The organism is Leptolyngbya sp. GGD (assembly GCF_026735145.1).
GTDB classification, from domain to species: domain Bacteria; phylum Cyanobacteriota; class Cyanobacteriia; order Leptolyngbyales; family Leptolyngbyaceae; genus Leptolyngbya; species Leptolyngbya boryana.
This window is the reverse complement of the sequence record NZ_JAPQKE010000002.1, coordinates 529,955-551,219: the sequence shown is the minus strand read 5'-3', so window position 1 is coordinate 551,219 and position 21,265 is coordinate 529,955. Positions and strand designations below refer to the sequence as shown.

General features: G+C 44.4%; 18 protein-coding genes. 9 read left to right on the top strand and 9 right to left on the bottom strand.

What is annotated here, in order from left to right:
• Nucleotides 1-15 precede the first annotated feature (15 nt).
• The 4 genes from OU814_RS11565 (at nt 16) to OU814_RS11550 (ending at nt 3,245) form a co-directional block, all read left to right on the top strand.
• Nucleotides 16-534, top strand: a complete 519-nt coding sequence (locus OU814_RS11565) for a CIS tube protein (RefSeq protein ID WP_190653752.1) — start codon at nt 16-18, stop codon at nt 532-534.
• Between the two features lie 52 nt (nt 535-586).
• Nucleotides 587-2,500: a VgrG-related protein gene (locus tag OU814_RS11560; protein WP_268182904.1), complete on the top strand. Its 1,914-nt coding sequence runs from the start codon at nt 587-589 to the stop codon at nt 2,498-2,500.
• Nucleotides 2,501-2,513: 13 nt separating this feature from the next.
• A complete protein-coding gene (locus OU814_RS11555) occupies nt 2,514-2,906 on the top strand; it encodes a DUF4280 domain-containing protein (RefSeq protein WP_268182901.1) in 393 nt (130 codons plus the stop codon).
• A 72-nt stretch (nt 2,907-2,978) separates the two neighbouring features.
• Nucleotides 2,979-3,245, top strand: a complete 267-nt coding sequence (locus OU814_RS11550; protein ID WP_190653755.1) for a Precorrin-3B methylase — start codon at nt 2,979-2,981, stop codon at nt 3,243-3,245.
• A 23-nt stretch (nt 3,246-3,268) separates the two neighbouring features.
• On the opposite strand, the gene OU814_RS11545 is transcribed toward OU814_RS11550, so the two are convergent.
• Both OU814_RS11545 and OU814_RS11540 read right to left on the bottom strand, forming a co-directional pair.
• Nucleotides 3,269-4,687 carry a GH39 family glycosyl hydrolase gene (locus OU814_RS11545; protein WP_268182898.1) on the bottom strand — a complete coding sequence of 473 codons (1,419 nt, stop codon included), beginning with the start codon at nt 4,685-4,687 and terminating at the stop codon, nt 3,269-3,271.
• Nucleotides 4,653-6,701 (bottom strand): GumC family protein, encoded by a 2,049-nt coding sequence (locus OU814_RS11540; RefSeq protein ID WP_268182896.1) that lies wholly within the window; start codon nt 6,699-6,701, stop codon nt 4,653-4,655. The genes OU814_RS11545 and OU814_RS11540 overlap by 35 nt, the downstream gene beginning before the upstream one ends.
• A 190-nt stretch (nt 6,702-6,891) precedes the next feature.
• On the opposite strand from OU814_RS11540, the gene OU814_RS11535 reads away from it, so the two are divergent.
• Nucleotides 6,892-8,202 carry an O-antigen ligase family protein gene (locus OU814_RS11535; protein WP_268182894.1) on the top strand — a complete coding sequence of 437 codons (1,311 nt, stop codon included), beginning with the start codon at nt 6,892-6,894 and terminating at the stop codon, nt 8,200-8,202.
• Here the strand turns inward: OU814_RS11535 and OU814_RS11530 are convergent.
• The 7 genes from OU814_RS11530 to OU814_RS11500 are packed head-to-tail and all read right to left on the bottom strand — an operon-like array spanning nt 8,199 to nt 16,046.
• Nucleotides 8,199-9,281 (bottom strand): family 43 glycosylhydrolase, encoded by a 1,083-nt coding sequence (locus OU814_RS11530; RefSeq protein WP_268182892.1) that lies wholly within the window; start codon nt 9,279-9,281, stop codon nt 8,199-8,201. The genes OU814_RS11535 and OU814_RS11530 overlap by 4 nt on opposite strands.
• Nucleotides 9,278-10,459 carry a glycosyltransferase gene (locus tag OU814_RS11525; protein ID WP_268182890.1) on the bottom strand — a complete coding sequence of 394 codons (1,182 nt, stop codon included), beginning with the start codon at nt 10,457-10,459 and terminating at the stop codon, nt 9,278-9,280. Before OU814_RS11525 ends, OU814_RS11530 begins: the two co-directional genes overlap by 4 nt.
• A gap of 2 nt (nt 10,460-10,461) precedes the next feature.
• Nucleotides 10,462-11,598, bottom strand: a complete 1,137-nt coding sequence (locus OU814_RS11520) for a glycosyltransferase family 4 protein (RefSeq protein WP_268182888.1) — start codon at nt 11,596-11,598, stop codon at nt 10,462-10,464.
• Entirely contained in the window at nt 11,591-12,715 is a 1,125-nt protein-coding gene (locus tag OU814_RS11515; RefSeq protein ID WP_268182886.1) for a glycosyltransferase family 4 protein, read from the bottom strand. The genes OU814_RS11520 and OU814_RS11515 overlap by 8 nt, the downstream gene beginning before the upstream one ends.
• 4 nt (nt 12,716-12,719) lie before the next feature.
• Nucleotides 12,720-13,634 (bottom strand): DUF6625 family protein, encoded by a 915-nt coding sequence (locus OU814_RS11510; protein WP_268182884.1) that lies wholly within the window; start codon nt 13,632-13,634, stop codon nt 12,720-12,722.
• Between the two features lie 10 nt (nt 13,635-13,644).
• Nucleotides 13,645-15,063, bottom strand: a complete 1,419-nt coding sequence (locus OU814_RS11505; protein ID WP_268182882.1) for an oligosaccharide flippase family protein — start codon at nt 15,061-15,063, stop codon at nt 13,645-13,647.
• Nucleotides 15,060-16,046, bottom strand: coding sequence for a glycosyltransferase family 2 protein (locus OU814_RS11500; RefSeq protein ID WP_268182880.1), 987 nt, complete (start codon nt 16,044-16,046; stop codon nt 15,060-15,062). Before OU814_RS11500 ends, OU814_RS11505 begins: the two co-directional genes overlap by 4 nt.
• 533 nt (nt 16,047-16,579) lie before the next feature.
• Between OU814_RS11500 and OU814_RS11495 the strand changes: the two genes are divergently transcribed.
• The 4 genes from OU814_RS11495 (at nt 16,580) to OU814_RS11480 (ending at nt 20,793) form a co-directional block, all read left to right on the top strand.
• The gene (locus OU814_RS11495) at nt 16,580-17,446 is read left to right on the top strand and encodes a WecB/TagA/CpsF family glycosyltransferase (RefSeq protein WP_268182878.1); all 867 of its coding nucleotides are present in this window, start codon (nt 16,580-16,582) and stop codon (nt 17,444-17,446) included.
• Nucleotides 17,447-17,451: 5 nt separating this feature from the next.
• The gene (locus OU814_RS11490; RefSeq protein ID WP_268182876.1) at nt 17,452-18,375 is read left to right on the top strand and encodes a beta-1,6-N-acetylglucosaminyltransferase; all 924 of its coding nucleotides are present in this window, start codon (nt 17,452-17,454) and stop codon (nt 18,373-18,375) included.
• A 326-nt stretch (nt 18,376-18,701) separates the two neighbouring features.
• On the top strand, nt 18,702-20,003 hold the full coding sequence (gene tcmP, locus OU814_RS11485) for a three-Cys-motif partner protein TcmP (RefSeq protein ID WP_268182874.1): 1,302 nt from the start codon (nt 18,702-18,704) through the stop codon (nt 20,001-20,003).
• A 37-nt stretch (nt 20,004-20,040) separates the two neighbouring features.
• Nucleotides 20,041-20,793, top strand: coding sequence for a DUF5131 family protein (locus OU814_RS11480; RefSeq protein ID WP_268182872.1), 753 nt, complete (start codon nt 20,041-20,043; stop codon nt 20,791-20,793).
• Nucleotides 20,794-21,265 lie beyond the last annotated feature (472 nt).

Sequence of the window (21,265 nt, the reverse complement as noted above, 5' to 3'; positions counted from 1 at the left end):
CACGGTCAATAAACTATGTCCCTGAACTCCCCAATTAAAGCTCAACTGATCGCCCAAAATGGCGGCGAAACGATCGAATTCATGTTCAATCCGACACAACTCGATTTTAGTCGATCGCTACAACTCAACTCATCTGAAGGCGCACGCACCGGAACTGGAATCCCTAAAATCAGCTTTGCCTACCCTGAACCTTACAGTTTGTCGATCGGCAACATCATCTTCGATACCTACGAAACAGGAGCCAATGTCGTCGATGCTCACATTTCTAAATTTAGAGCCGCCGTCGCCTTTTTACCCTCAGCAGCTCGTCCACCCATTTATCTATTTACCTGGGGTAGCCAAGAATACCTCCGCTGCTTCGTCAAAAGCCTCCGATATAAACTGACAATGTTTCTCGCAGATGGCACTCCTGTTCGCGCTGTCGTCGATTTAACGCTAGAAGAAATCGATGCCACAACGACAACACCTGGGATGTCCGCCTCCAACTCCTCATCTCAGCGAACCAGAGATACTCGCCAACAACGATCGCGATAATCAAAACTGCGCGTAAGATATATCAGTATCTTTTCTTACACTCTGAAAAGCCATGCCTGCTGTTCCATATGTCTCTCAAGTTTTGCTGAAGATCGATGGTCAAGATGCGCCTGCTGCATTGCTAGATGACATTGTGCAGGTCGTAGTCGAAGAAAGTCTGCACTTACCTAGTATGTTCACACTGACGATCAAAAACACAAGTCAGCCAGGACGATTACAAGATGCAATGTGGCAACACGAATCGAAATTCGCGATCGGGAAATCGATCAAAATCGGATTCGTCGAAAGCAGCACAGCAGCACAGGAATACCATCAAGCAGAGCAAGGATATGTGATCGATGGTGAAATTACTGCGATCGAAACTCAGTTTAGTAGCGATGCCCAAGCTCCGATCATCATTCGCGGCTATGATATTTCGCATCGACTTCATCGCGGTCGCCATAGTCAATCCTTTCAAAACATGACAGATAGCGACATTATCAGCAGAGTCGCTCAAAGTGCAGGACTGACACTCGGCACAATCGATAGCACTGCCATTGCTCATGATTATGTGTTTCAGGAAAATCAAACCCACATGCAGTTTCTACGAGAACGGGCTGCACGAAATGGCTTTGAGCTATACGTTCAAGATGGCAAACTAAACTGTCGCAAACCAAGGTCAGACAGTACTTTAACTCTAAAATGGCTCTTAGATCTCAACAGTTTTCGAGTTCGCGTCAGTAGCGCTGACCAAGTTAGCTCCGTTGAAGTGCGCGGTTGGGACTATCAGAGAAAAGAAGCGATCGTCGCCACAAAAAACTCACCCACTGCATTAACTTCGATTGCAGCAGGCGATCGCAATGCTGCAAGCACCAGTTTCAACACACAACCTAAACTCATTGTTGTGGATCAACCTGTCAATTCGACTGCCGAAGCAGAGAAAATCGCACAAGCTCTCGTCGATGAATTGGGAGGCGAACTCGTTCATGCAGATGCGAAAGCAGAAGGCAATCCTGCAATACGACCCGGAAGAGTCGCCAAACTAGCAGACATGGGCAAATATAGCGGCGATTATTACATTACGGAAACCCGCCATGTCTTTCAAGAGCGAGTCTATCAAACAGAATTTAGTGTCCGCGGATTGCGAGGCAATGACTTACTATCAATGCTCAGTGCAACGACTCCACTCCAGCCAGGACAAACATTGATGATCGCAAAGGTGACAAACAATAAAGATCCAAAAAAATGGGGACGAGTTCGAGTTAAGTTTCCGACTCTGACAGAAGCACATGAAAGTAACTGGGCGCGAGTCATCAGTCTTGGAGCCGGAACAAATCGTGGTTTCGATTGCTTACCTGAAGTCAATGATGAAGTGCTAGTCGGATTTGAGCATGGAGATATTCACCGTCCATTTGTCATTGGTGGAGTTTGGAATGGGACAGATGCTCCTCCGACATCAGTAGATGATTCAGTTGCAGATGGAAAAGTTCGACTCAGAACCTTTAAGACAAGAGTCGGTCATGAATTGCAGTTTGTTGAAGAAGATAAGGGGAGTAGTAACAAGGGAGTTCAAATCAAAAGCAGTACTGGACATCTCTTACACTTCGATGACAAAGATAAGCAAGTCACGCTGAAAACAAACAGTGGGAACGAAGTTTGTTTAGATGAGCAAAACAAGCAGATTGAAATTAAAACTCCTGGCTCGAACTCTCTAAAATTTGAAGATCAAACGAAAAAAATTACGATGAGTTCGACTGGCGATTTAAACATTAGTGCAATGCAAAACATTTCACTCAAGGTCGGGGGAAGTGAAATCAAAATTTCCAACTCAGGAATCAGCATTAAAATGGGAGGAAATAAAATTGAAATTGCGGCGGCTGGTATTACCGTTCAGGCAACTGGAATGGTGAATGTCAAAGGTATCTCGACAACTGTAAAAGGAGATGCAACCGTTACGGTTTCTGCCCCAGTCATTAATCTGAATTAGAGAGCGATCGCGAATGCCATTACAAGTGTGTATGGGAGCTTCCTTACAATGTTCATTTGGAGCCGCGCCAAGTACTTTAATTGTGATTCCCAAAGGTGCTCCTGTGCTCGTGAATGGAATGCTCGCCGCAACAATTTTCGATAATATTCCAATGGCGAATATTTTGCCGTTTGCCATGTGTAGTTCGATCGCAAATCCAGCCGTGGCTGCTGCAACTGCTGCTGCTTTTGGAGTCCTGACACCCATGCCTTGTATCCCTGCAATTGTCAGCCCTTGGTCACCTGGTGCGATTAAAGTAAAAATCGGCAAAATCCCTGCTCTCCCGAACACGGCAATCTGTAACTGTGCGTTTGGAGGCATTATCAAGATTAATGCTCCTGGGCAGTTTAAAGTAAATATTGCATAGTAGGGAGTGGGAAGTAGGGGGATTCGACTTCATTCCTACTAGAATGATTAGAGTGAATTCTGATCAAAAAAGATGGCAAAGCAAGAAGAACCTCTGACTGGAGAGGCATTGATCAAAGAAGTCTGCCGCCGAATTCGGGTCGCTCGTAGCTATTGGGATGCTCATAATAATGCTGCTTGTCGAGGAGAGCGAGAACGTGCCTTGGCACTTTACAACACGTTGACGAAAGAGCAGAAAGAGAAAATTCCGCAAGTTCTGAGAGTCTGGCTACGCTATCGCAGCGAGAAATACTTTGGCGAACATCGCACGCCTCCAAAGTCAAAGCGCAAATCAAAATAGCAACTCAAAATAATGCGATCGCATTATTGTGTAAATGTGAATAACATCACAGAGCTAGCAGGCATCGCAAATCCACTGTTAAGTTCCGACCAGTTAACAGTTTTGTTGAGATAGCCTGAAGCCGAGATCGTATATGTCTCTAACGTCGATTGAGTGGGCTGCCATCCGGCAAAATCGAGTTGAACTTGCTGCAAATCATTTGAGGAGTTAATCAGCAAGTAAGACTTGTATCCCAAAGCAGCATTATTCACAGCAAAAGTCGTAATAGCGCTGTCAGGAGCAGTTTTTGTCGAGACGCGATCGCCAATCATGAATTGATTCAACAATTGTAAGAATTTGCCTCCCAGACGCATCTGGCTGCTGTCGTCCATTTTTCCGTAAACGCCATCTTTCTCGTTCCAAGTCAAGGTTGCAGTCGCACCATTTGAGAGGGCACTGACCATCGTTAACGCATCAAACACAACCCCTTTATGATTGACCATGCGGGGATCGCGGGTTTCCCATGTCCAGCTAATGTTATATTCACCCAATATGGCTGGAATCGTTCGATTTGGGCTTGCATTTTGCAGCGTTTGTACAATCGTGCGAGTGTAGTCGCCAATCGCGCGAGTGGTCTGAAACACATCTTGGTCTGAGGTAGAAGCACTTCCCGTTGCGTAAAAGTGATAAGTAAAAAAATCAAGATGATTTGCAGTTCCCTTGATGAACGGAACATAAAACGGTTGCAGATCGGGGCGTGCTAGACCGATCCCACCCACTTGAATCGTCGGGTCTGCTTGTTTCATCGCGATCGCAGTTTTGTTATAAATCGTGACCAGTTCATTGACGCGATCGGGCTTCGCTGCATCCTTCAACCCACCCCAGCCACTCTCTGTATAGAACTGAGTAAAGTAGTGATCATCCTTTTCATTCGTCACTTCCCAATACTGCACTTTCAATTGAGCATCTTGGTTGACAATTTTGACCAAATCAGCGCACAGCTTTGCATAGTTATCAAACTGATTGCGATCGAGAAATCCGTCCCGATCCGCATCCATCCAATCTGGCCAAGTCGGAATATTAATCATCCGTTGCGGTTGTTCCCGCTTAAAAGACGAAAATGAAGCCACTAAAGCAGCTTTTACTTTCTTCGCATCCCAAACTCGACGAGCCGTATCGATCAGCCCATCCGGTGTGCTAGAGTCTTGCAACATGCTGCTATTATGAAACCGAATCAAACCCGGATTCATCACAGACATATTACTTTGATAAGCCGAAGTGCTAAAACTCTCAGGTCGAAAACCTTGATACGCATTTAAGCCATAACCCAAATTCGTACTCGCTGCCTGGCTCTTACTCCAATCGACAGTCGCGATGTTCTGGTTTTGGCTCATGAGACTGACGCTTTGAGTAGACTGCTGAAAAGAATCAATTTGATAATCGATATGGGCGAGGATCATCATGATTAGAGTGATACGAATAGGCATGACCTTGAACTTCGACACCATTGATCACCAAGCCTAGCAGTTTAGCATGGTGTTGCGTTAACTGCTCTAAACTATTATTCACAACATTTCGAGCGCTAATTCCTGGGCGAACGACAAAAAGAACATAAGGCACGATCGCAGCCATTAGTGCAGTTTCACTGGTTGAGCTGACTGGAGCGCTGTCTACTAATACATAATCATAGTCTTTCTGAGATTCCGCCACTGCCAAGTAACGTTCAAATCGTCCCCGTTTGACTAAATCGACAATCTTGCCAGTCTGAGGCATCGTTGGCACAAAATCGAGATTAGGTTGCAACGAAATGACCTGATCTCCAACTGAGCGATCGCTCAAGTAACCAAGTTGATGACTTAACTGAGCTTTACGAAAATCTCCGTCAACCAGCAGCACTCGAAATCCGAGTTCGGTTAAAGCATGAGCAAGTTGCAGTGCTACTGTCGTTTTTCCCTCACCCGTTATCGCACTTGCAATTAACAGTCGTATCCCTTTCAGCGGTTGAAGACTAATCGCTGACGCTACTCGCTGAAACTCGATCTCACCTTCAAAGCTTGAATTCGGCTCTATTGCCAGTCGCTTTAGTTTGGGAATACGAGCAACAAGCGAAAATTTTAGAGCCTGCAAATCTTTGGGAGTCAGCAATGGATTGCGAGCTTCGAGCAACAATATTAGTGCAATGCTCCCAATGACAGAAGCAAGAAGCGCATTAATTGCCATCAGAGATTTCTTTGGACTCGATGGTTTAGCATCAACAAAGGGTGCGTTTAACTCCTGAATATTTGGATACGCATTAAAAGCATCAATATTTGATTGTTGTGTCTGTGCAACTAGCCCTTTATAAACTCCTTCCGCAACATCTGCCTGTCGCTGTAAAGCATTGAGTTTTGCTTGATTTGCAGGCAATTGATTGAGGATTTTTTGCCGTTGATCAATTTGTTGCTGGAGTTGTTCTGCTTGTCGTTGTTGTCCATTCGCATTCGTTTCAGCTAACACTAATTGTTCAATTAGGGTATTCCGTCCTTCCGCCCCAGTTGTAAAATCTGTATTGGCAGAAATTCGACCTGCGGCTTGCCCAACATACTGCTGAAGCTGGTTCCGCAAAGTGTCCCGCTCTACGATCGCTCTTTGTACTTGAGGGCTGCGATCTGTGAATGTCGATCGCAATTTGCCCAGCGTAGACTCAACTTCAGTGAGCTTACTGCGAAGCTCTTTATAATCTTCGTTTTGGTCTAATCCTAAGGCTTGAACTGCATCAGTAGGCGAAAGATTTAATCGGGTCGCGAGAGTATTTGCGCGATCGCGAGTCGCTTGAGATTCCGCCTGAACCTGGGCCTGTGCCGCTTCTAAAGTATTGATCGTTCCAACTAGCCCTTTCGTTTGTTCTTCGTTATTTACCAATCCTGTCGATTGTTTGAATTGTGCTAGAGCAGTCTGCGCTTCAGTTAATCTGCGTTGAGCTTGTTCAAGCTGTTTCTGGCTAAAGCCATCGCGCGTATTGTTATTTGCCTGACGAAGCTCGCTCAGACGCTGCCGATAGGCATTGAGAATTGCTTCTGCGCGCTGCTTGGCGATATCGGGACTTGAGCCTGTGACAGAGAGCAGCATGACGCTCGTTTGTTCGAGCGAAGTCACTTCAAAGAATTGTCCATAATTGCGAGGTTTATTCGCTGCATCTCTCTCAGGATCAGCTGCCCAAGCCTTTTCAAGAATCGCATCACTGGTGAGAATCGCCTCTTGAATTTTCAGGGGATTGACTTGAGGTGAAAAGCTCGGATCACTGTTACGGTAAGACCCTAAAGTTCCCAAATTGGCATCAAGGTTGCCTCCATTCGAGGAAGGCAGAATCAGTTGCGCCTGAGCAGTCCAAACTTTAGGAGTGGTCAACATCGCTCCTATAGTCCCTAATATTACAACTGCATTCAGACCAAGCAAAGCCTTCCAATGTCTAGAAGCAATGAGCGCTATTTTTTTCATTCAGACCGCTCCTAAACAACTGCGGGTATGAGGAATTCAAGCTACATTTTATTCACCTTCGATCAATTGCAAATACATAAATAGGTAGAACTAAATTAGCGTTACCTGTCAGTTCTCTCTACCGATCGATTGATGTCCGAGAGTGAATTTAAAGCTAACGTACCTCAGAAATTGCGTGCAGTAGAGAGAGATGCTCCTCAAACTCCAACATCAGATTTATGCTTTATCACGTTCAGAGCGCATCATCTATTGGACAATTATCCTGACTCCACTGTGGTGGTTAATGGGAATTCAGCCGCTCTTTTATCCTGCTGTTGTCTTAACCTTATTCGCAATTCACTTTAGTTGGGATCAACTCATTCAAAGACCTTTTCCGGTGTATGTTTGGTCTTGGTTAGCGATGTCGATCGTGATGCTTTGGACAGCAGCTTTGGGGATCAACGAGATGGGCTTTGATCTACAAGTGGCAGCAGCAGCCGTTGTCACCTTTCTCAAAAGCTATTTTTTGATTTTTGCCTGTCTAGCATTACCCTTTTTTAGCCAAGTCCGCGTTGAGGTTGTCACTAGAGCGATCGCTTGGATGTCTTCGGGCTATTTGGTTGCGATCGCGATTCAAATTGCTATGCTGTTCCTCAGAATTGGCGGGAACGGTTATCTGCCGCCACTTGCACGCATTCTGCCAGGCGACAAAGGAAGTTTGCGAGTAATGTTTGCTCATTTTTCAAGCTTTTTAGGTATTCCATTACCCAGAACAGTTCTGTATACGCCTGATCCTCCCATTCTGGGACTCTGCGCTGTTTTATGCTTTTTGATTTGTTTAGGCGAACGCGATCGTCGACTTCGCTATGTCGCCTTACTCGGTGCGGTTGCAGCATTAATTGTGAGCGCCAGTCGGAGCGCATGGCTGTGTTTACCGATCGCGCTTTTTATCGGAACCTGCTTTGAAAATGGATTATTTCGCCAGTTGTCGCTCTGGAGTACGGCTCTGACGCTAATGATGTCTAGTATTTGGGGACTCACGATCGAAGAACTCTTCCGCAAGCCAATGGAAGGATTTACGCAAGCTCGCGCAAACTCTTCGCAAGAACGAGCTTTGGTCGTTCGTAAAACACTCGAAGCGTGGCAAGAATCGCCCTGGATCGGGTGGGGAGTCATTCGAGGTAGAGCGCATTTATATGAAGATAGCTATATTGGTCTTGGCTCCTTCTCGACTTATGCGGCTGTGCTTTATCTAAACGGAATTTTCGGCTTCATTGCTTTGATCGCTGCAATGATTCTGACGCTTTTCGCAACTTATACGCCAGCAGTAAACGGTCATTTTGGCTGTAAATGGGCATTTGCTAGTTTGATTGCACTCTACATCTCTTGTAATGCCACTCCGCTCAGTTGGATGGCAGTTAATCTCTGGTTCTTTTTCGTTTGGTTAGGGGCTGTCTTGCATGAAGTACAACCCCATCAGGCAAATTTGACGAGTTGGGAGCAGATATCTGGAGAAAGTTAGATCGACAAACGGATCGAATCTTGATTCCATATGACCCGAACAAACGGGGAAATGGCTAGTGTCATGCGTTTGCAGTACCAACCATAAGCAATAAATTCATCCGGCGCATCTGGAGCCGAAAAAAAGTTCGTTCCATAAATTCCCGATCGAGAACTTCCACTCACAACTGGAGTCTGGCTAACAGGTTGATAAGGTCCTGTAATCTGATCAGCAACATACCAGTACAGCGAAGAATCGGTAATTTGTGCGCGATCGACCGTGCCCAACCACTTAGGATTTAACCAAGTTGTCCAGCAAGAGAAAAACAGATGATACTGACCGTTTCTATAAATGACTTGCGGACGCTCCATTTCATAAAAAGGAGACTCTTGAGTTCCTTCGATCGTAGGAGTTGCCGCAGGCGGCAGCAGTTCATACGATCCATCAATGCGATCAGCAACAGCTAAGCCAACACATCCTCGATATGCACCTTTCCCGCCTTCTTTGCGATAAGCACAGATAAACATATAGTAAAGCCCAGTCTGCTCATCTTTCACCACATAGGGATCGCGCCACTGATAATGATCATAGTCACAACCTCCTAGGCTTCGCTTATACTGTCCGTACCAACGATGATTCGCATCGGGTTTCACCAATTCGCGAGGGCTACGTTGCCAGTGTATGCCATCCCTTGAAGTCGCTAACCCAATCCCTTCATTCATAATCTCAGCACCCTCTCCGGCGGCTGAATAAAAAAGATAGTAGATCCCATTTTCTTTGAGCGCGCAACCCGCCAGCATTCTTCCAGCTTCCCAGGAATGCTCAGGGCTGACTTCTAGCACAGTTCCCAAGTCTTGCCATTGTTCTAAGTCCGTTGAAATTGCACCGCATATTTTGCCTTCTAGCCACCAAGGTCCTGATTTACTCGAACCTAACAAGTAAAAAAGTCGATAGATATCTCCATCTTTGAGCAGCCAAGGATCCCAGCTCGGATGACTATTCCAAAGCGAAAATAAAGCGCCTAACGCTTTCGATCGACCTTTTGGCAACTGACCGACTAGCTGTGCTGTGGTTTGATACAAGGTACTATTGAATTTCATACTGTTCTTGTAGGTGAAGAATAATCACAAATCCCCAAAACGTCTAAATACTGTTGCGTACAAGTTTCTAATGTGAACTGCTTTAACCATTGGGGATCAACCTGTCGAGCCGGGCTTGATAGGGTCTGAATGATTGCTGATGCGATCGCGGAATCGTCTCCCACTGGAGTCAGCACACCATACTTTCCTTGCGCTAAAATCTCAGCCGGGCCACTCTCGCAGTTTGTCGAAACCACAGGCGTTCCAACTGCCAACGCTTCTACTAAAACATTGCCTAATCCTTCCCAAGCAGAAGACAGCACAAACACAGCCGCTTTTGCCATATATGCATAGGGATTTTGTACAAACCCCAGTAAAGCGACATCCTCGGTTAATCCCAGTTCTTCTACTAACGTGGTCAGACGCTCTTGTTCAGGACCATCCCCCAGAATTACAAGCCGAGCAGGTCGAATCCGTCGAACTTGAGCAAAGGCATGAATCAAGGTCGAAAAATCTTTTTGTGGATAGAGCCGACCTACCGCTAGAACGACAGGAGGTTGATCAGGCTTAAACCAAGGATGGGTCACAGGTTCTTGCGCTTGCGTGAACAATTCAGGTAACACGATCGGATTGTAAACGACTTGAATGCGATCGCGATTGAATCGAGTAATCTCAGCGAGATCGTCTGCAACGCCTTGCGAAACGGCAACGATTCCATCTGCCCAAGGATAAAATAGTCTCGCAGCAGTCGGAGTGAATTGCACCGATCGTTGAGGAATGCGCTGTGCTTCAAGCGAAAGATGATTATGCTCTGACACAATGATGCGCGTTGAAACTCTTGCGAGCCGTTTTGCCCACAAAGCAATTTCACAGGGATAATGCAAAGCGGCGAGCATTGTCGTGGGATGAGTCTGCTGGAGATAGCGAGTGAGTTTTGGCAAACTTGATGGCATCCATTCTGCTTTGAGATCCACAACTCGAATCTCAGGCTGGACTTGTTCTAAATACACTCCCGCGGCTCTAGCAAGCACGAGATCAACTTGTAATCCACGATCGATAAATCCACGAGCAAGATTCAGCATTGCTTTTTCAGCACCGCCACCATATAGCCCTCGCAAAAAAATTGCAACATCGGGCTTTACTCTAACTCGCTGCTTAACCTGAATTTCAGAAGAACTTGCTAAATGATTGACCACCATAATTAGAAACGCACCAAGAGATTTTTTGGAGAAGACAACCGTTTAGAAGCTTGATGCTCCTGAGTTAAATTTTTCATTAAGGCTAAAATCTGGTTATAGTTGCGGCGACCATCAAATCGTTCTATTGCTAGCTGACGACTCGCGATCGACATCGCTCGTCGTTTTAATGGATCATCAATCAAAACCTTAAGTGCCGTCACCAAAGCACTGACATCTGAGATCGGCACAAGCAGTCCATTCACTCCGTTTTCTACCTGTTCACCGATCGCGCCAACATCAGTGGTAATAATCGGTAAGCCTGCCGCCATCGCTTCCATAATTACATTGGGATAGCAGTCAGCCTGAGTCGGCAAGACAAACATATCTGCTTTAGCATACAATTCCTTGAGTTTTGAACTATTCGCCCCCAAATTCTGATAGACCTTGACTCGCTCAACGCCTGATAGATCCTCAGCAACTTGTGCATCCTGGGTGACAATATCTAGCGTGCAACCCTCCAGCCCACTGCGAAAAGCTTCAATCAGTGTATGTCCTCCTTTGCGAGCAAAATCTCCTCCTACAAATAGCAAACGTACAGGACTATCGATCGTTTGATTTCGCTGAAAATGCCATTGTTCTAAATCGATCCCGGATGAGATCACGGTGACTTTCTCAGCAGGTACATCATAATCTTTGATCAGAGAGTCTTTTGCCCAGTGACAGAATGTAATCAGAGCAGTAGCAGCATGATAAGAATGGCGATTCCACAAAAATTTCTGACGTTCTAGTAAGGAATGTCCCCCAACTTTATGCTGATATCCTGCGGCAACAGTGTCATAGTTGAGCGGTGTAGCATCTGTAGAAATAATGGTTGGAATCTGCTGTGCAAATGAAGATGCGAATAAAGATACGGTTTGAGTATGCAAAAATAGGGCATCTAAAGGCTGAGCCGCTCGAATCGCATCACGGGCACGAAGACTAGACTGGAGCGACCAGTTGTTACGAATAATCGGCAGATGTTTCCATAGATCATTTTTTCCCGCCTCGATCGGCATCCAAACCGGACGTACAGTGCTATCTTGTTTGACCCAGTGTTTTAGATTCTGATAGTGTGTGACATGCCCTAGCATGTGTTCTATGACAAAGCCAAAGTTAAACATAATCATATGCCTCAGATTTTAGAGTCTGCGCTATGGTTTTCGCGATCGCATTCCAGTTCAATTGAGTCCGAACTTTCATCTGTGCTGCTTGAGACATTGAGAAAAGCACAGCAGGATTTGTGAGCAGATCAATCAGATGCTTTGCTAAATGCTCAGAAGTCAAATGCTGAAGCACGATCCCATTGATTTCGTGATCGACAATTTCGGGCATTCCGTCTCGATTGGACACAACACAGGGAATACCATAGTTCATGGCTTCCATCAAAAAAGTTGGGAAGGGATCACAGTAGGCAGGAGCAACGACTAAATCTGTGTTCAGAAATAATCGACGAATTTCTGCACGATCGGCAATATGTCCTGGATTCTCAATTCCGGGTTCTTCGATCGATAGTTTTCGACCAATCACAACAAGCTTCGAGTTTGGCAAAGCTTTCCTAACCTGGCGAAAAGCAGCGAGGACTACATCTCCACCCTTGCGCTCAAAATCTGATCCATTAAAGAGAATTTGCTGACTTCCGATCGCTTTTTCTCGAACATCAGGAACTTGAAAATCGCCTGACGAACCGACGACTGTGACTTTGTTTTCAGGAATTCCATACTCTTCAATCAGCGATGTTTTCACAACTTGGCTCATGCTAAAGATATGCTCGGCTCGGCTGTAGGCTGACCGTTCGCACTCAAACCAAGCAGTTCTGGTGCGATCGCTTAAAAATGTTGCCCAGCTAGACCAATTTCGCTCAGCAAGCGCCGCAGTGTAGTCGAGAAACATGGCATAGGGAATATTGCCAGCATCCCAAACCGGACTATACGTTCCGAAGACCTGGAGTACAAAATCAGGCTTTGGCTGTAAGCGTTGAATCGTTCGCTCAGTGCGTCGTGATTTGAGAATAAATGCAGTGCTGTTTTTCTGAAAGACTGCATTTGCTTTGCTTAAAGAACCTGTTCTTAGCGTTAGCAGACTTTTCAAGAGTGTTCTAGGTAGTCTGGCTTCATACCATTCGCTCTGTCTCGGAGAAAAACTAAGCTGCTCAAAATGACTCGATAAGGCTTTGAATAGACATTGATGCCGATCGAGAAATATCGATTCACCTGTGACGAGAAGATGATGTATCACCATTGTTTTAAAGTGCGATCGCAATAGGGGCTGTCGATTCAATCGGAGTAAATCCCAACGGGCTAATACAAAAGCCTTGGCTCAAATCCGTTAAGTTTGGGTCAACCAGTTGAGAGAGCTTTTCCCAAGCAGCTTGATCTCCATACCGTTTTCGCAAGTATCGCCTGGATTTCCAATTCATAAAATGTAAGTACATTAACTCTTCACCCGTTTCGACCGTTAATTTGCCTCGATGCCAAAACCACTGAGTCGGATAATCATACGTTCCATTCATCCAAGGTCGATCAGATAAGACCGTACTAAAGCGCTCTTGAAACAGATGGTGATGCTTATCCGGGTCAACAATTCCCCACAAACGGCGTAAGAAACTGGGCAGCCGTTTGCGCCCAAGCAATTGCTTTGTAAAGTAACCCTCATCCATCGGCACATTGATCGGCTGACTCATCAGGTTTTGCCAATCCGGTATCCTGCGAAAAGCATTCACCCAATACTCATTATTCTTGATCAAAAATAGATGCCCAGAAACTCGATCGCTGTGCGTCGAAATCGTATTGTAGTCAAGCACTGCATCTGTATAAAAAGCTCGGAGATTGCCATAAATGACATCAATATCCCCAAAGCCAAAGTAATCATATCCAGCAAGATGCTCCTGGTGAATCCATCCATAAGCAGGACGAAGATTACACACGGTATAGGCAGAATGAGTTTGAAAACTAATATTTAAGCGATCGCAAACAAGCTGTTGATATGCTTGAAAGCTCATTTGAATAAATCGCACGTTTGCTGGAGCATTTTCGGGAACTCCACAATCTGTGAAGAAAAGCCAATCGATCGTTGGATTCCAGCGGCATGATTCGAGATACAAATCAAACCATTCAGGAAAACAACCAAAATAAGGCATCAGAAAAATAATCTTCTTCATTGTGCTTAAGTTAGTGAAATAAGCGATCGTATAGTTTATGAATTAATGCTTGATATTGAACGATTTGCTGAGGAGCGACAACCCGAATACAGACAAGATACGCAAATAGAAAAGTAAATGGCTTAACTATGAAAGGCAGATGAAATGAAATTGCCAGCCCTGGAATACTCAGCAGAATCGGGATAAAGCAAGGGCGAAGAAAGCGACTCATTGACCAATGGAGATGCTTGCAAGCAATCCACCAGTAATAAAGTGTCCAAAGAATTCCAAGTACCGCTGCCACAGCTATGCTTACGCCAATAATCCCCCCTTGATAAGCACCTGCAATAAAGCTCAGAACTGCAAGCGGAGCAATTTGAAGACTGACTCTAGCATTGAGATCCGGACGACCTTTAGCAACGAGCATAGAATAGAGCGGCGAATTCACGACACGAAAGTAAGCATAAAAAAGTAACCCCGGTAGCACGGTACATATTGGAATCCATTGAGAACCAAAAATGAGCGTCACAACTGAGGGATCAAGAATTAAGAAAATCAGCGCATAAATCGGAGCCGTCAAAAAAGCAATTTGCTCAACTACCTTAAACAAAGCATTCTCTTGTTTGTCGATCGGCAATTGAGCAAAAACAGGCATTCCCAATTGGTTCAGCAACGCGCTGGAAATTCCTGAGAGTGTCATCGATAACTGATAAGCAAGATTGTAGTACCCCAAACTCGCATTACCTAATACTTTTCCGACCGTAAAATTATCCGCATTAAAGCTGAGATAGAATCCCAAACTTGCGCCCACTGAACCGAAGCAAAACGTCAGCACTTCAGATCGAATTTCAGGATCAATTTGGAGCCGAAATCGATGCCTAGAGTAATACCGCGTTAACAGCGCATTGACGATCCAGGAAATCGTATCTCCAATCACGAAAGACCAGTACCCTAACCCTAATAGAGCCGCCCCAGTCGTACAGAGTAGTCGTGTGATTGAGTTTGCCAGACTAATATTTGCGAGTGCCTGATACTGCATTCGCCGCGTCATTACGCCCGAATAAACATAGGTCGCAGAAGATAAAAGTAAATTGAATGCAAAGACAATCAGGATGCCAACTAAAGCAGGTTCATTAAAAAAGCTCGCAACCCAAGGTGAACTGATCGCCATGAGCAGACCTAATCCCAGACCTACTCCTAAGCTAATCGTGTAAGTCGTATTCACGTACTTAGGATTATCGACTCCCTTGTAGATAATGAAAGCTCCTGCTGTGTCTTGAGTAAATAGTGTGAAAAATGACCAAAAAACATAGGCAATCCCAATCACACCAAAGTCTGAAGGCTGAAGCAACCGCGCTAAGACCAAATTACTCAAAAAGACAAAAATTCGAGTCACAAACGTTGCATAAGTAATCCACAATCCACCTCTGAGCAATGAGACTGTCTTCATAGTTCTCTGCTCTGAATAGATTTTGCAATATCTAAACGCTGTGACTTACCCAGAGATCGCTCAATCAGTTGTTTCGCAACCGGCGCGAACTTCACAGCAAGTAACGTCAACAGCGATCGCGGATCTCGATAAAAGATCGAGTGATCGCAATCCCAAGCTTGCTGCATCAACTGCTGAGCCTGCTTTGTATCGCCGCCTGTCAGCGCTAATCGAGCCAGCAAGCGATACATATAGGCATAAGCTGTTGGCAACCAAGGTTCAATCTGCTCCGGAGATCGCAGGTAAGCAGCTTGAAGAACTTGCTCATGCGATCGCTGCATCTGTGCCACATTAAAAGACAATCCAGAAAGACGTACCCGGTAACAACAAAGAGCCTGAGATTCTCGATAAAATCGCCATCGCCGTGTTGCAGCAACTCGGAGCCAGAAATCCAGATCCTCAGAACTCCGCAATGTTTCATCAAACTCTCCCACCTCATCGACTAAAGCCCGACGAAACATAGCATTGGAGCCATTTCCGATGAAATTTTTGCACAACAGTGAGACGAGAGCATCTGAAAAAATCGGCTTTCCGCTCAAAGACATCCAGCTTTGCTGTCCATCATCGCGAATGATTTTTGAAGCACTATAGACGACTCCAATCTGGGGATCACGATCAAGCCTTGCCACATGATTTGCTAATTTATCTGGCTCATAGCGATCGTCACCATCCAACATTGCAATATACTCTGCTTGCGCCTGACGAATCCCATAATTGCGAGCAGATGAAAGTCCCCCATTCGGCTTTGTCACTAAGCGAAAACGGGGATCACGCTGGCAAAATTGCTCAACTAAGTCGGCAGTTCCATCGGTTGAACCATCATCGACTACGATCGCTTCAAATGCTTGAAAAGATTGGTGCTCCAAGGAAATAAGAGCATCTTCAAGATAAGAGCGAACATTGTAAGCCGGAATCACAACGCTGACTCTAGGATAAGTACTCATGGAAAACTCCCTACATTTGGCATCATGCAACCTGAACATTCAGATTGATTGGTAAAAATCGCAACAAAGCTTTCCAGGTAGTAAACCAATACAGCCTATAGGTATAAGCAAAAGAAACGTTATGTAACTCTTTCTAAAGGTAGAAAGAGTCATCTAAGCTCACACATTAACCTTAGTTTTATGTTGATCTCTACACAACAGAAAAATTATGTGCAAGTTGCTGAACAACTTGCTAATCATGACTTAAGCAAGCATCTGAAGCAGCTACACAGAGTCGAAAATCGATATCTATTACTTTTGAGAGATGAACTTAGAATTTAGAGATTCTTACCATTCGTTGCAAGTCTGGCGACTGTGATTGAGATTCATCACCTGATTAGAATTCATTACCAAAGGAACTTAAACTCAGGAACTTAAACTCGGCTAGAGCATCTTGGAAGACGAAGCATCTCTTGTAATCTGAGCTAGCTACAATCGCTATTGGACGAAATTGGGCGGATTCATCTAAGCATCTATACAACTAGGCAAATAAAATGTATCAGCTAGAAAGTCCTCCGAATTTGACTGTTGATTTACTAGGACGACGAATTACGTTTATGACAGTTTCCGCGATCGTCGATGCGATCCATATTGCTTGTATTGAAGGAAGGAAGCTAACTGTCGCAAACTACAATGTGCATAGCTTCAATTTATCAATGCAGCTTCCTTGGTTTCATCACTTTCTCCAAAGTGCTGAAATCGCCCATTGCGATAGTATGGGTATTCTCAAAGCTATTTGCTGGATGGGAGTAAAATTACCTTTGGAATACCGAGCTTCTTATAGTCTTCTGATGCCAAAGGTATTAGCTCACTGCAACCAACATGGTTTTTCAATTTTCCTCTTAGGCGCGAAGCCTGAATGCTTAAATGCCGCGATCGCGCAAGTCAAACAGCAATATCCCAATGTGATCATCAATGGTCATCACGGCTACTTTGACAGGCAGAACGCCCAAGAAAACGAACAAGTCATCAGACAGATCAATCACGTGAAGCCAAAGATTTTAGTCGTAGGCATGGGAATGCCTACTCAAGAGAATTGGATTCAACTCAATCGGGAGCGGTTGAATGTGAATGTCATGATGCTAGGAGGTGCAGTCATCGATCGCCTAGCGGGAATTGTTCCAAACTGTCCACCGATGATCTCGAATCTAGGCTTGGAATGGCTATATCGTCTCTGCCAGGAGCCTAAGCGTCTAGCAACCCGCTATTTACTGGGTAATCCTGCATTTTTGTTCCATATTGCTTTGGCAAAAACCCATTCGTTTTTCCCAAAAGTACAGCCGATGGAGCCAATTACACGGTCTAGAGAGCCTTCAATTCATGGAAGTTCAGAAGTTCCAGTTCGTTTATCGCTGGATTAGAAATGATGAGAGTTTGCTACCTTCTCCAAACCCATAAATCACCTGAACAGGTTGAACGCTTGGTTCGCCGCATTAAATCATTGAGTCCAACTGCTCAGATCTTGATCAGTCATGACTTTACAAACTGCGATTTGCCGCGATCGACATTTGAGGATTTACCGAATGTTGACCTGATTCCATCGCGCGGAGGCAGAGGAAGCTTTGAGATTGTCCAGAGTTATCTGGATGCGATCGCATGGTTACTCGCTTCTGGAAGTGATTTTAGCTGGTTGATCAATCTATCCGGTCAAGACTATCCGATCCGACCGCTTGCTGAAGTTGAGAAATCTTTATCTCACACTGATTACGATGGTTTTGTCCATCACTTTGAGGTTTTCTCAAAGCACAGCCCGTGGAAAAGGAATGAAGGCTATTCTCGCTATCACTACAAATATCGAACTTTGAACCGCGATCTAGCAGAGTGGCAGAAAGAGATGCTTAAGCCCGTCAAACTCTTGAACTATCTCCAACCTTTTTTTCGCGTAAATTTCTCTTATGGAATTACGTTAGGCTTAAGGACTTCATCGCCATTCAACCAACATTTTGTATGTTATGGCGGCTCATTTCTTTGTACGCTGTCTAGACCATGTGTGGAATATCTCCACCGTTATGTGCAACTCAATTCGGACATTGTTGATTACTACAAGGGAGTAGCTATTCCTGATGAATGCTTCATCCAAACGATATTAGTCAATAGCCAGAAATTCAAGCTCTGCAACGATAGTAGACGATATTTTGATTTTTCTCAAACCCGGAACGGTCATCCTAAGATTCTCCAATCTACTGATTTTCCAGCGTTGATGAACAGTCAGGCTGATTTTGCGCGCAAGTTTGATCTGGCAGTTGATCGCGATGTTCTTGATTTAATCGATACCGCGATCGCATATTAATCTCTACAAATCTCTATCCAGCCTAATGTATCTTTAGACGTTATGGACATCTGTATTCGCTTTATTACAAAATTCGTTTCATTACAAACTTTCCTCAATAAGAAGATGAGTAATTGTGCTAGATTAGCTGCTGCATATATGGATTGATTAAAGTGTTATATAAAAGTATTACTGGATGAAGTTTACTCGCACTTCATTACTCCAGTTGAAATATTAAATCTATCTTCAGATTTCGAGGATTAGTTGACATCAAAACAGATATCACAGTTCAGTAGAGGGTGTTCTACAACTTCCTGAGAACCGACAACTCGAACACCTTTCCTAAAATGTCTAACATCCAACTCGACCTTTTCAGTCAGAATTCAGAAAGCTCGCAGGAATTTTTTACACGCAAGCGTTCTTGGTCTGCTGCTAAACATCGGATCATGCTGCGTTATATTCAGTCATATTGCTATAACCTGGGTGGTGAAAAAGCATCTCAGTCCAAGCATTTGAACTATGTTGATGGCTTTGCAGGTGAGGGAAGTTACGACGAAGGAATTGGCATCGAAGATTTTGTCAACGAATCAAACTTCTGGAAGCGATACGACATCAACTTACTCGATACAGATGGTTCTCCATTAATTGCACTTAAATGCGCCAAGGGATTTCGTGCCGAAGAGCGAGTCAACTTACGCTGTCTTTTTGCAGAAGCGAACAAGAGAACTAATCAAAAACTCCGTGAGAATTGCTCAGCGCACGCGACTGACTTAGATTTGAAAATTTACGACCCACAGCCTTTCAGTCATACATTTCCACAAATCCTTCAGGACTTAAACGGCTATCCTACTGTTTTCTTCCTAGATGCTTTCGGGGTTAAGGGCTTAAGCTTTGAGCAGATTTGTTCAATCGGCGATTATGTCAGTAAAGCCAAAGGTGAACTCTTCTTACTGTTTCATAATGTCGCTGTTGCTCGTCATGCAGGTTTTCTAACTACGAAGTCAGACAACGAGAGAATGAAAAGAACTGCTGAGACTTACATGAGAAATTTAACAACATTGCTAGGACCAAACTCTGATCAAGAGTGGAAGCCGCAGTGGGAGGAGCTAAAAGATCAGTCCCAAGAATTTGAGCGATGGGCATTACATTACTTTGTTCACCGTATCTCCAGAGAAAGTCAATTTAAGGGCGTTGCTACCTACGAGATCAAGGAGCGATACAACGACACAAGACCAATGTACAGCATTGTCGCTTGCAGCAATCATCCGTGGAAAGCGTTTGGCTACTTTTTGAATGATTTCTTCGTGGATGAGGACAGATTCCTATTTTATGAAGAAGACAAAAGCAAAAGAAACCGAAACTTTTTAGAGCAAAAATGGAATCAACAGGTACATCAAAGAAAAGTTGATGCTAAACCTGAGATCATCAAGATTTTAAACCAAACAAATCGGCAATGGAAAAAGTTAGATGATGTCATTACTGATGTGATTCTTGCCCTTTCAACTAAGGGGTTCGGACTGGGTTTTCTAAAAAGATCTGATTATCGAATCATCATGCTTGAGCTATTTAAAGAACGCATTATTCAGGCTGATTCTTTAGGAAGAAATAACGTTCCAAAACTAGAAAGCAAGGTGAGAATTGTGCAATAATAATTATGTATTATAGGCTGGGCTTAGGAGAGATATCATGTCAATGATCTCAGCGATAGAATGGACTGAGTCTACCTGGAATCCTACAACTGGATGTGATGAAATTAGTCCAGGATGTAAAAATTGTTATGCAAAGCGATTCGCTGAACGCTGGCGGGGCGTACAGGGGCATCCATACGAGCAGGGATTTGACGTTAGAATCTGGCATCAGCGACTATCACTACCATTGTCTTGGAAAAAGCCACGCTTAATCTTCGTTAATTCGATGAGCGATTTGTTTCATCCAGAAGTTCCAGATGAATTTATCAAGCGTGTCATCTTGGTTATGGAGCAGGCTCATTGGCATCAATTTCAGTTACTTACAAAGCGTCCTGAAAGAATGCTAGAAATTGCTCAACAAATTGGGGAGATGCCGCCAAATGTTTGGGCAGGAGTCAGTGTAGAATCGCAAGCATGGACAACTCGAATTGATGTACTTCGACAAGTTCCTGCTCAACTTCGCTTTCTGTCTTGTGAACCTCTATTGGGTCACCTGAAGCTGAAGCTTGATGGCATTCATTGGGTCATTGTGGGCGGTGAATCCGGGGCTGGTGCAAGACCTATCAAAGTTGAATGGGTCAGAGAGATTCGTGAGCAATGTTCAGCAGCAAATGTCCCCTTTTTCTTTAAGCAATGGGGAGGTGTACAAAAGAAGCGGAATGGTCGAATTTTAGACGGTAGAACGTGGGATGATTTTCCGAGTTATGGTCAAACGACGATTAAATCAAATCAAATAGCGTTGTCCCTGTAAGCTAAACTAGTTTTGTCTCAATAGGGCTAGTGGGTATCAGATTAGTGTAGTGCTGAATGCTATCCATTCATTCTGAATATTCAAAACATGCTGAATTTTCTCAATTAATATCGCCGCTCTACAAGTACCTTTAATCTGGCAATAAAAGGGAGTTCAGGCGAGAGAAGAGGACTACTAAACGTAACAGCACGAAGAAACCTGAGGATCGACTGTTAAAAATCTGGTGACGCAGACTATCTGCGATAATAGGCGCTCCGCCTCCATGAGCAAGGATTACACCACTAAAACGAGCTTCGCAGCGGGTGAGGCACTATTTCAACATCCTGAAATTGATTATGTAGACTAGTAAATGCGATCTCAAGCATTGCCAGGTTAATATGAGAGCCTTAGAGGGTGCTTTAAGAGGTATGACTGATCCGCATTCACCCGTCTCAGAATAGAATTTAGATCTAACAATGCTACGCTTCTTTAA

Excerpts from the sequence above, each read along its gene's own strand:
- OU814_RS11565 (WP_190653752.1), top strand. The coding sequence starts at position 16 with ATGTCCCTGAACTCCCCAATTAAAGCTCAACTGATCGCCCAAAATGGC.
- OU814_RS11560 (WP_268182904.1), top strand. The coding sequence starts at position 587 with ATGCCTGCTGTTCCATATGTCTCTCAAGTTTTGCTGAAGATCGATGGT.
- OU814_RS11555 (WP_268182901.1), top strand. The coding sequence starts at position 2,514 with ATGCCATTACAAGTGTGTATGGGAGCTTCCTTACAATGTTCATTTGGA.
- OU814_RS11550 (WP_190653755.1), top strand. The coding sequence starts at position 2,979 with ATGGCAAAGCAAGAAGAACCTCTGACTGGAGAGGCATTGATCAAAGAA.
- OU814_RS11545 (WP_268182898.1), bottom strand. The coding sequence starts at position 4,687 with ATGATGATCCTCGCCCATATCGATTATCAAATTGATTCTTTTCAGCAG.
- OU814_RS11540 (WP_268182896.1), bottom strand. The coding sequence starts at position 6,701 with ATGAAAAAAATAGCGCTCATTGCTTCTAGACATTGGAAGGCTTTGCTT.
- OU814_RS11535 (WP_268182894.1), top strand. The coding sequence starts at position 6,892 with ATGCTCCTCAAACTCCAACATCAGATTTATGCTTTATCACGTTCAGAG.
- OU814_RS11530 (WP_268182892.1), bottom strand. The coding sequence starts at position 9,281 with ATGAAATTCAATAGTACCTTGTATCAAACCACAGCACAGCTAGTCGGT.
- OU814_RS11525 (WP_268182890.1), bottom strand. The coding sequence starts at position 10,459 with ATGGTGGTCAATCATTTAGCAAGTTCTTCTGAAATTCAGGTTAAGCAG.
- OU814_RS11520 (WP_268182888.1), bottom strand. The coding sequence starts at position 11,598 with ATGTTTAACTTTGGCTTTGTCATAGAACACATGCTAGGGCATGTCACA.
- OU814_RS11515 (WP_268182886.1), bottom strand. The coding sequence starts at position 12,715 with ATGGTGATACATCATCTTCTCGTCACAGGTGAATCGATATTTCTCGAT.
- OU814_RS11510 (WP_268182884.1), bottom strand. The coding sequence starts at position 13,634 with ATGAAGAAGATTATTTTTCTGATGCCTTATTTTGGTTGTTTTCCTGAA.
- OU814_RS11505 (WP_268182882.1), bottom strand. The coding sequence starts at position 15,063 with ATGAAGACAGTCTCATTGCTCAGAGGTGGATTGTGGATTACTTATGCA.
- OU814_RS11500 (WP_268182880.1), bottom strand. The coding sequence starts at position 16,046 with ATGAGTACTTATCCTAGAGTCAGCGTTGTGATTCCGGCTTACAATGTT.
- OU814_RS11495 (WP_268182878.1), top strand. The coding sequence starts at position 16,580 with ATGTATCAGCTAGAAAGTCCTCCGAATTTGACTGTTGATTTACTAGGA.
- OU814_RS11490 (WP_268182876.1), top strand. The coding sequence starts at position 17,452 with ATGAGAGTTTGCTACCTTCTCCAAACCCATAAATCACCTGAACAGGTT.
- tcmP (WP_268182874.1), top strand. The coding sequence starts at position 18,702 with ATGTCTAACATCCAACTCGACCTTTTCAGTCAGAATTCAGAAAGCTCG.
- OU814_RS11480 (WP_268182872.1), top strand. The coding sequence starts at position 20,041 with ATGTCAATGATCTCAGCGATAGAATGGACTGAGTCTACCTGGAATCCT.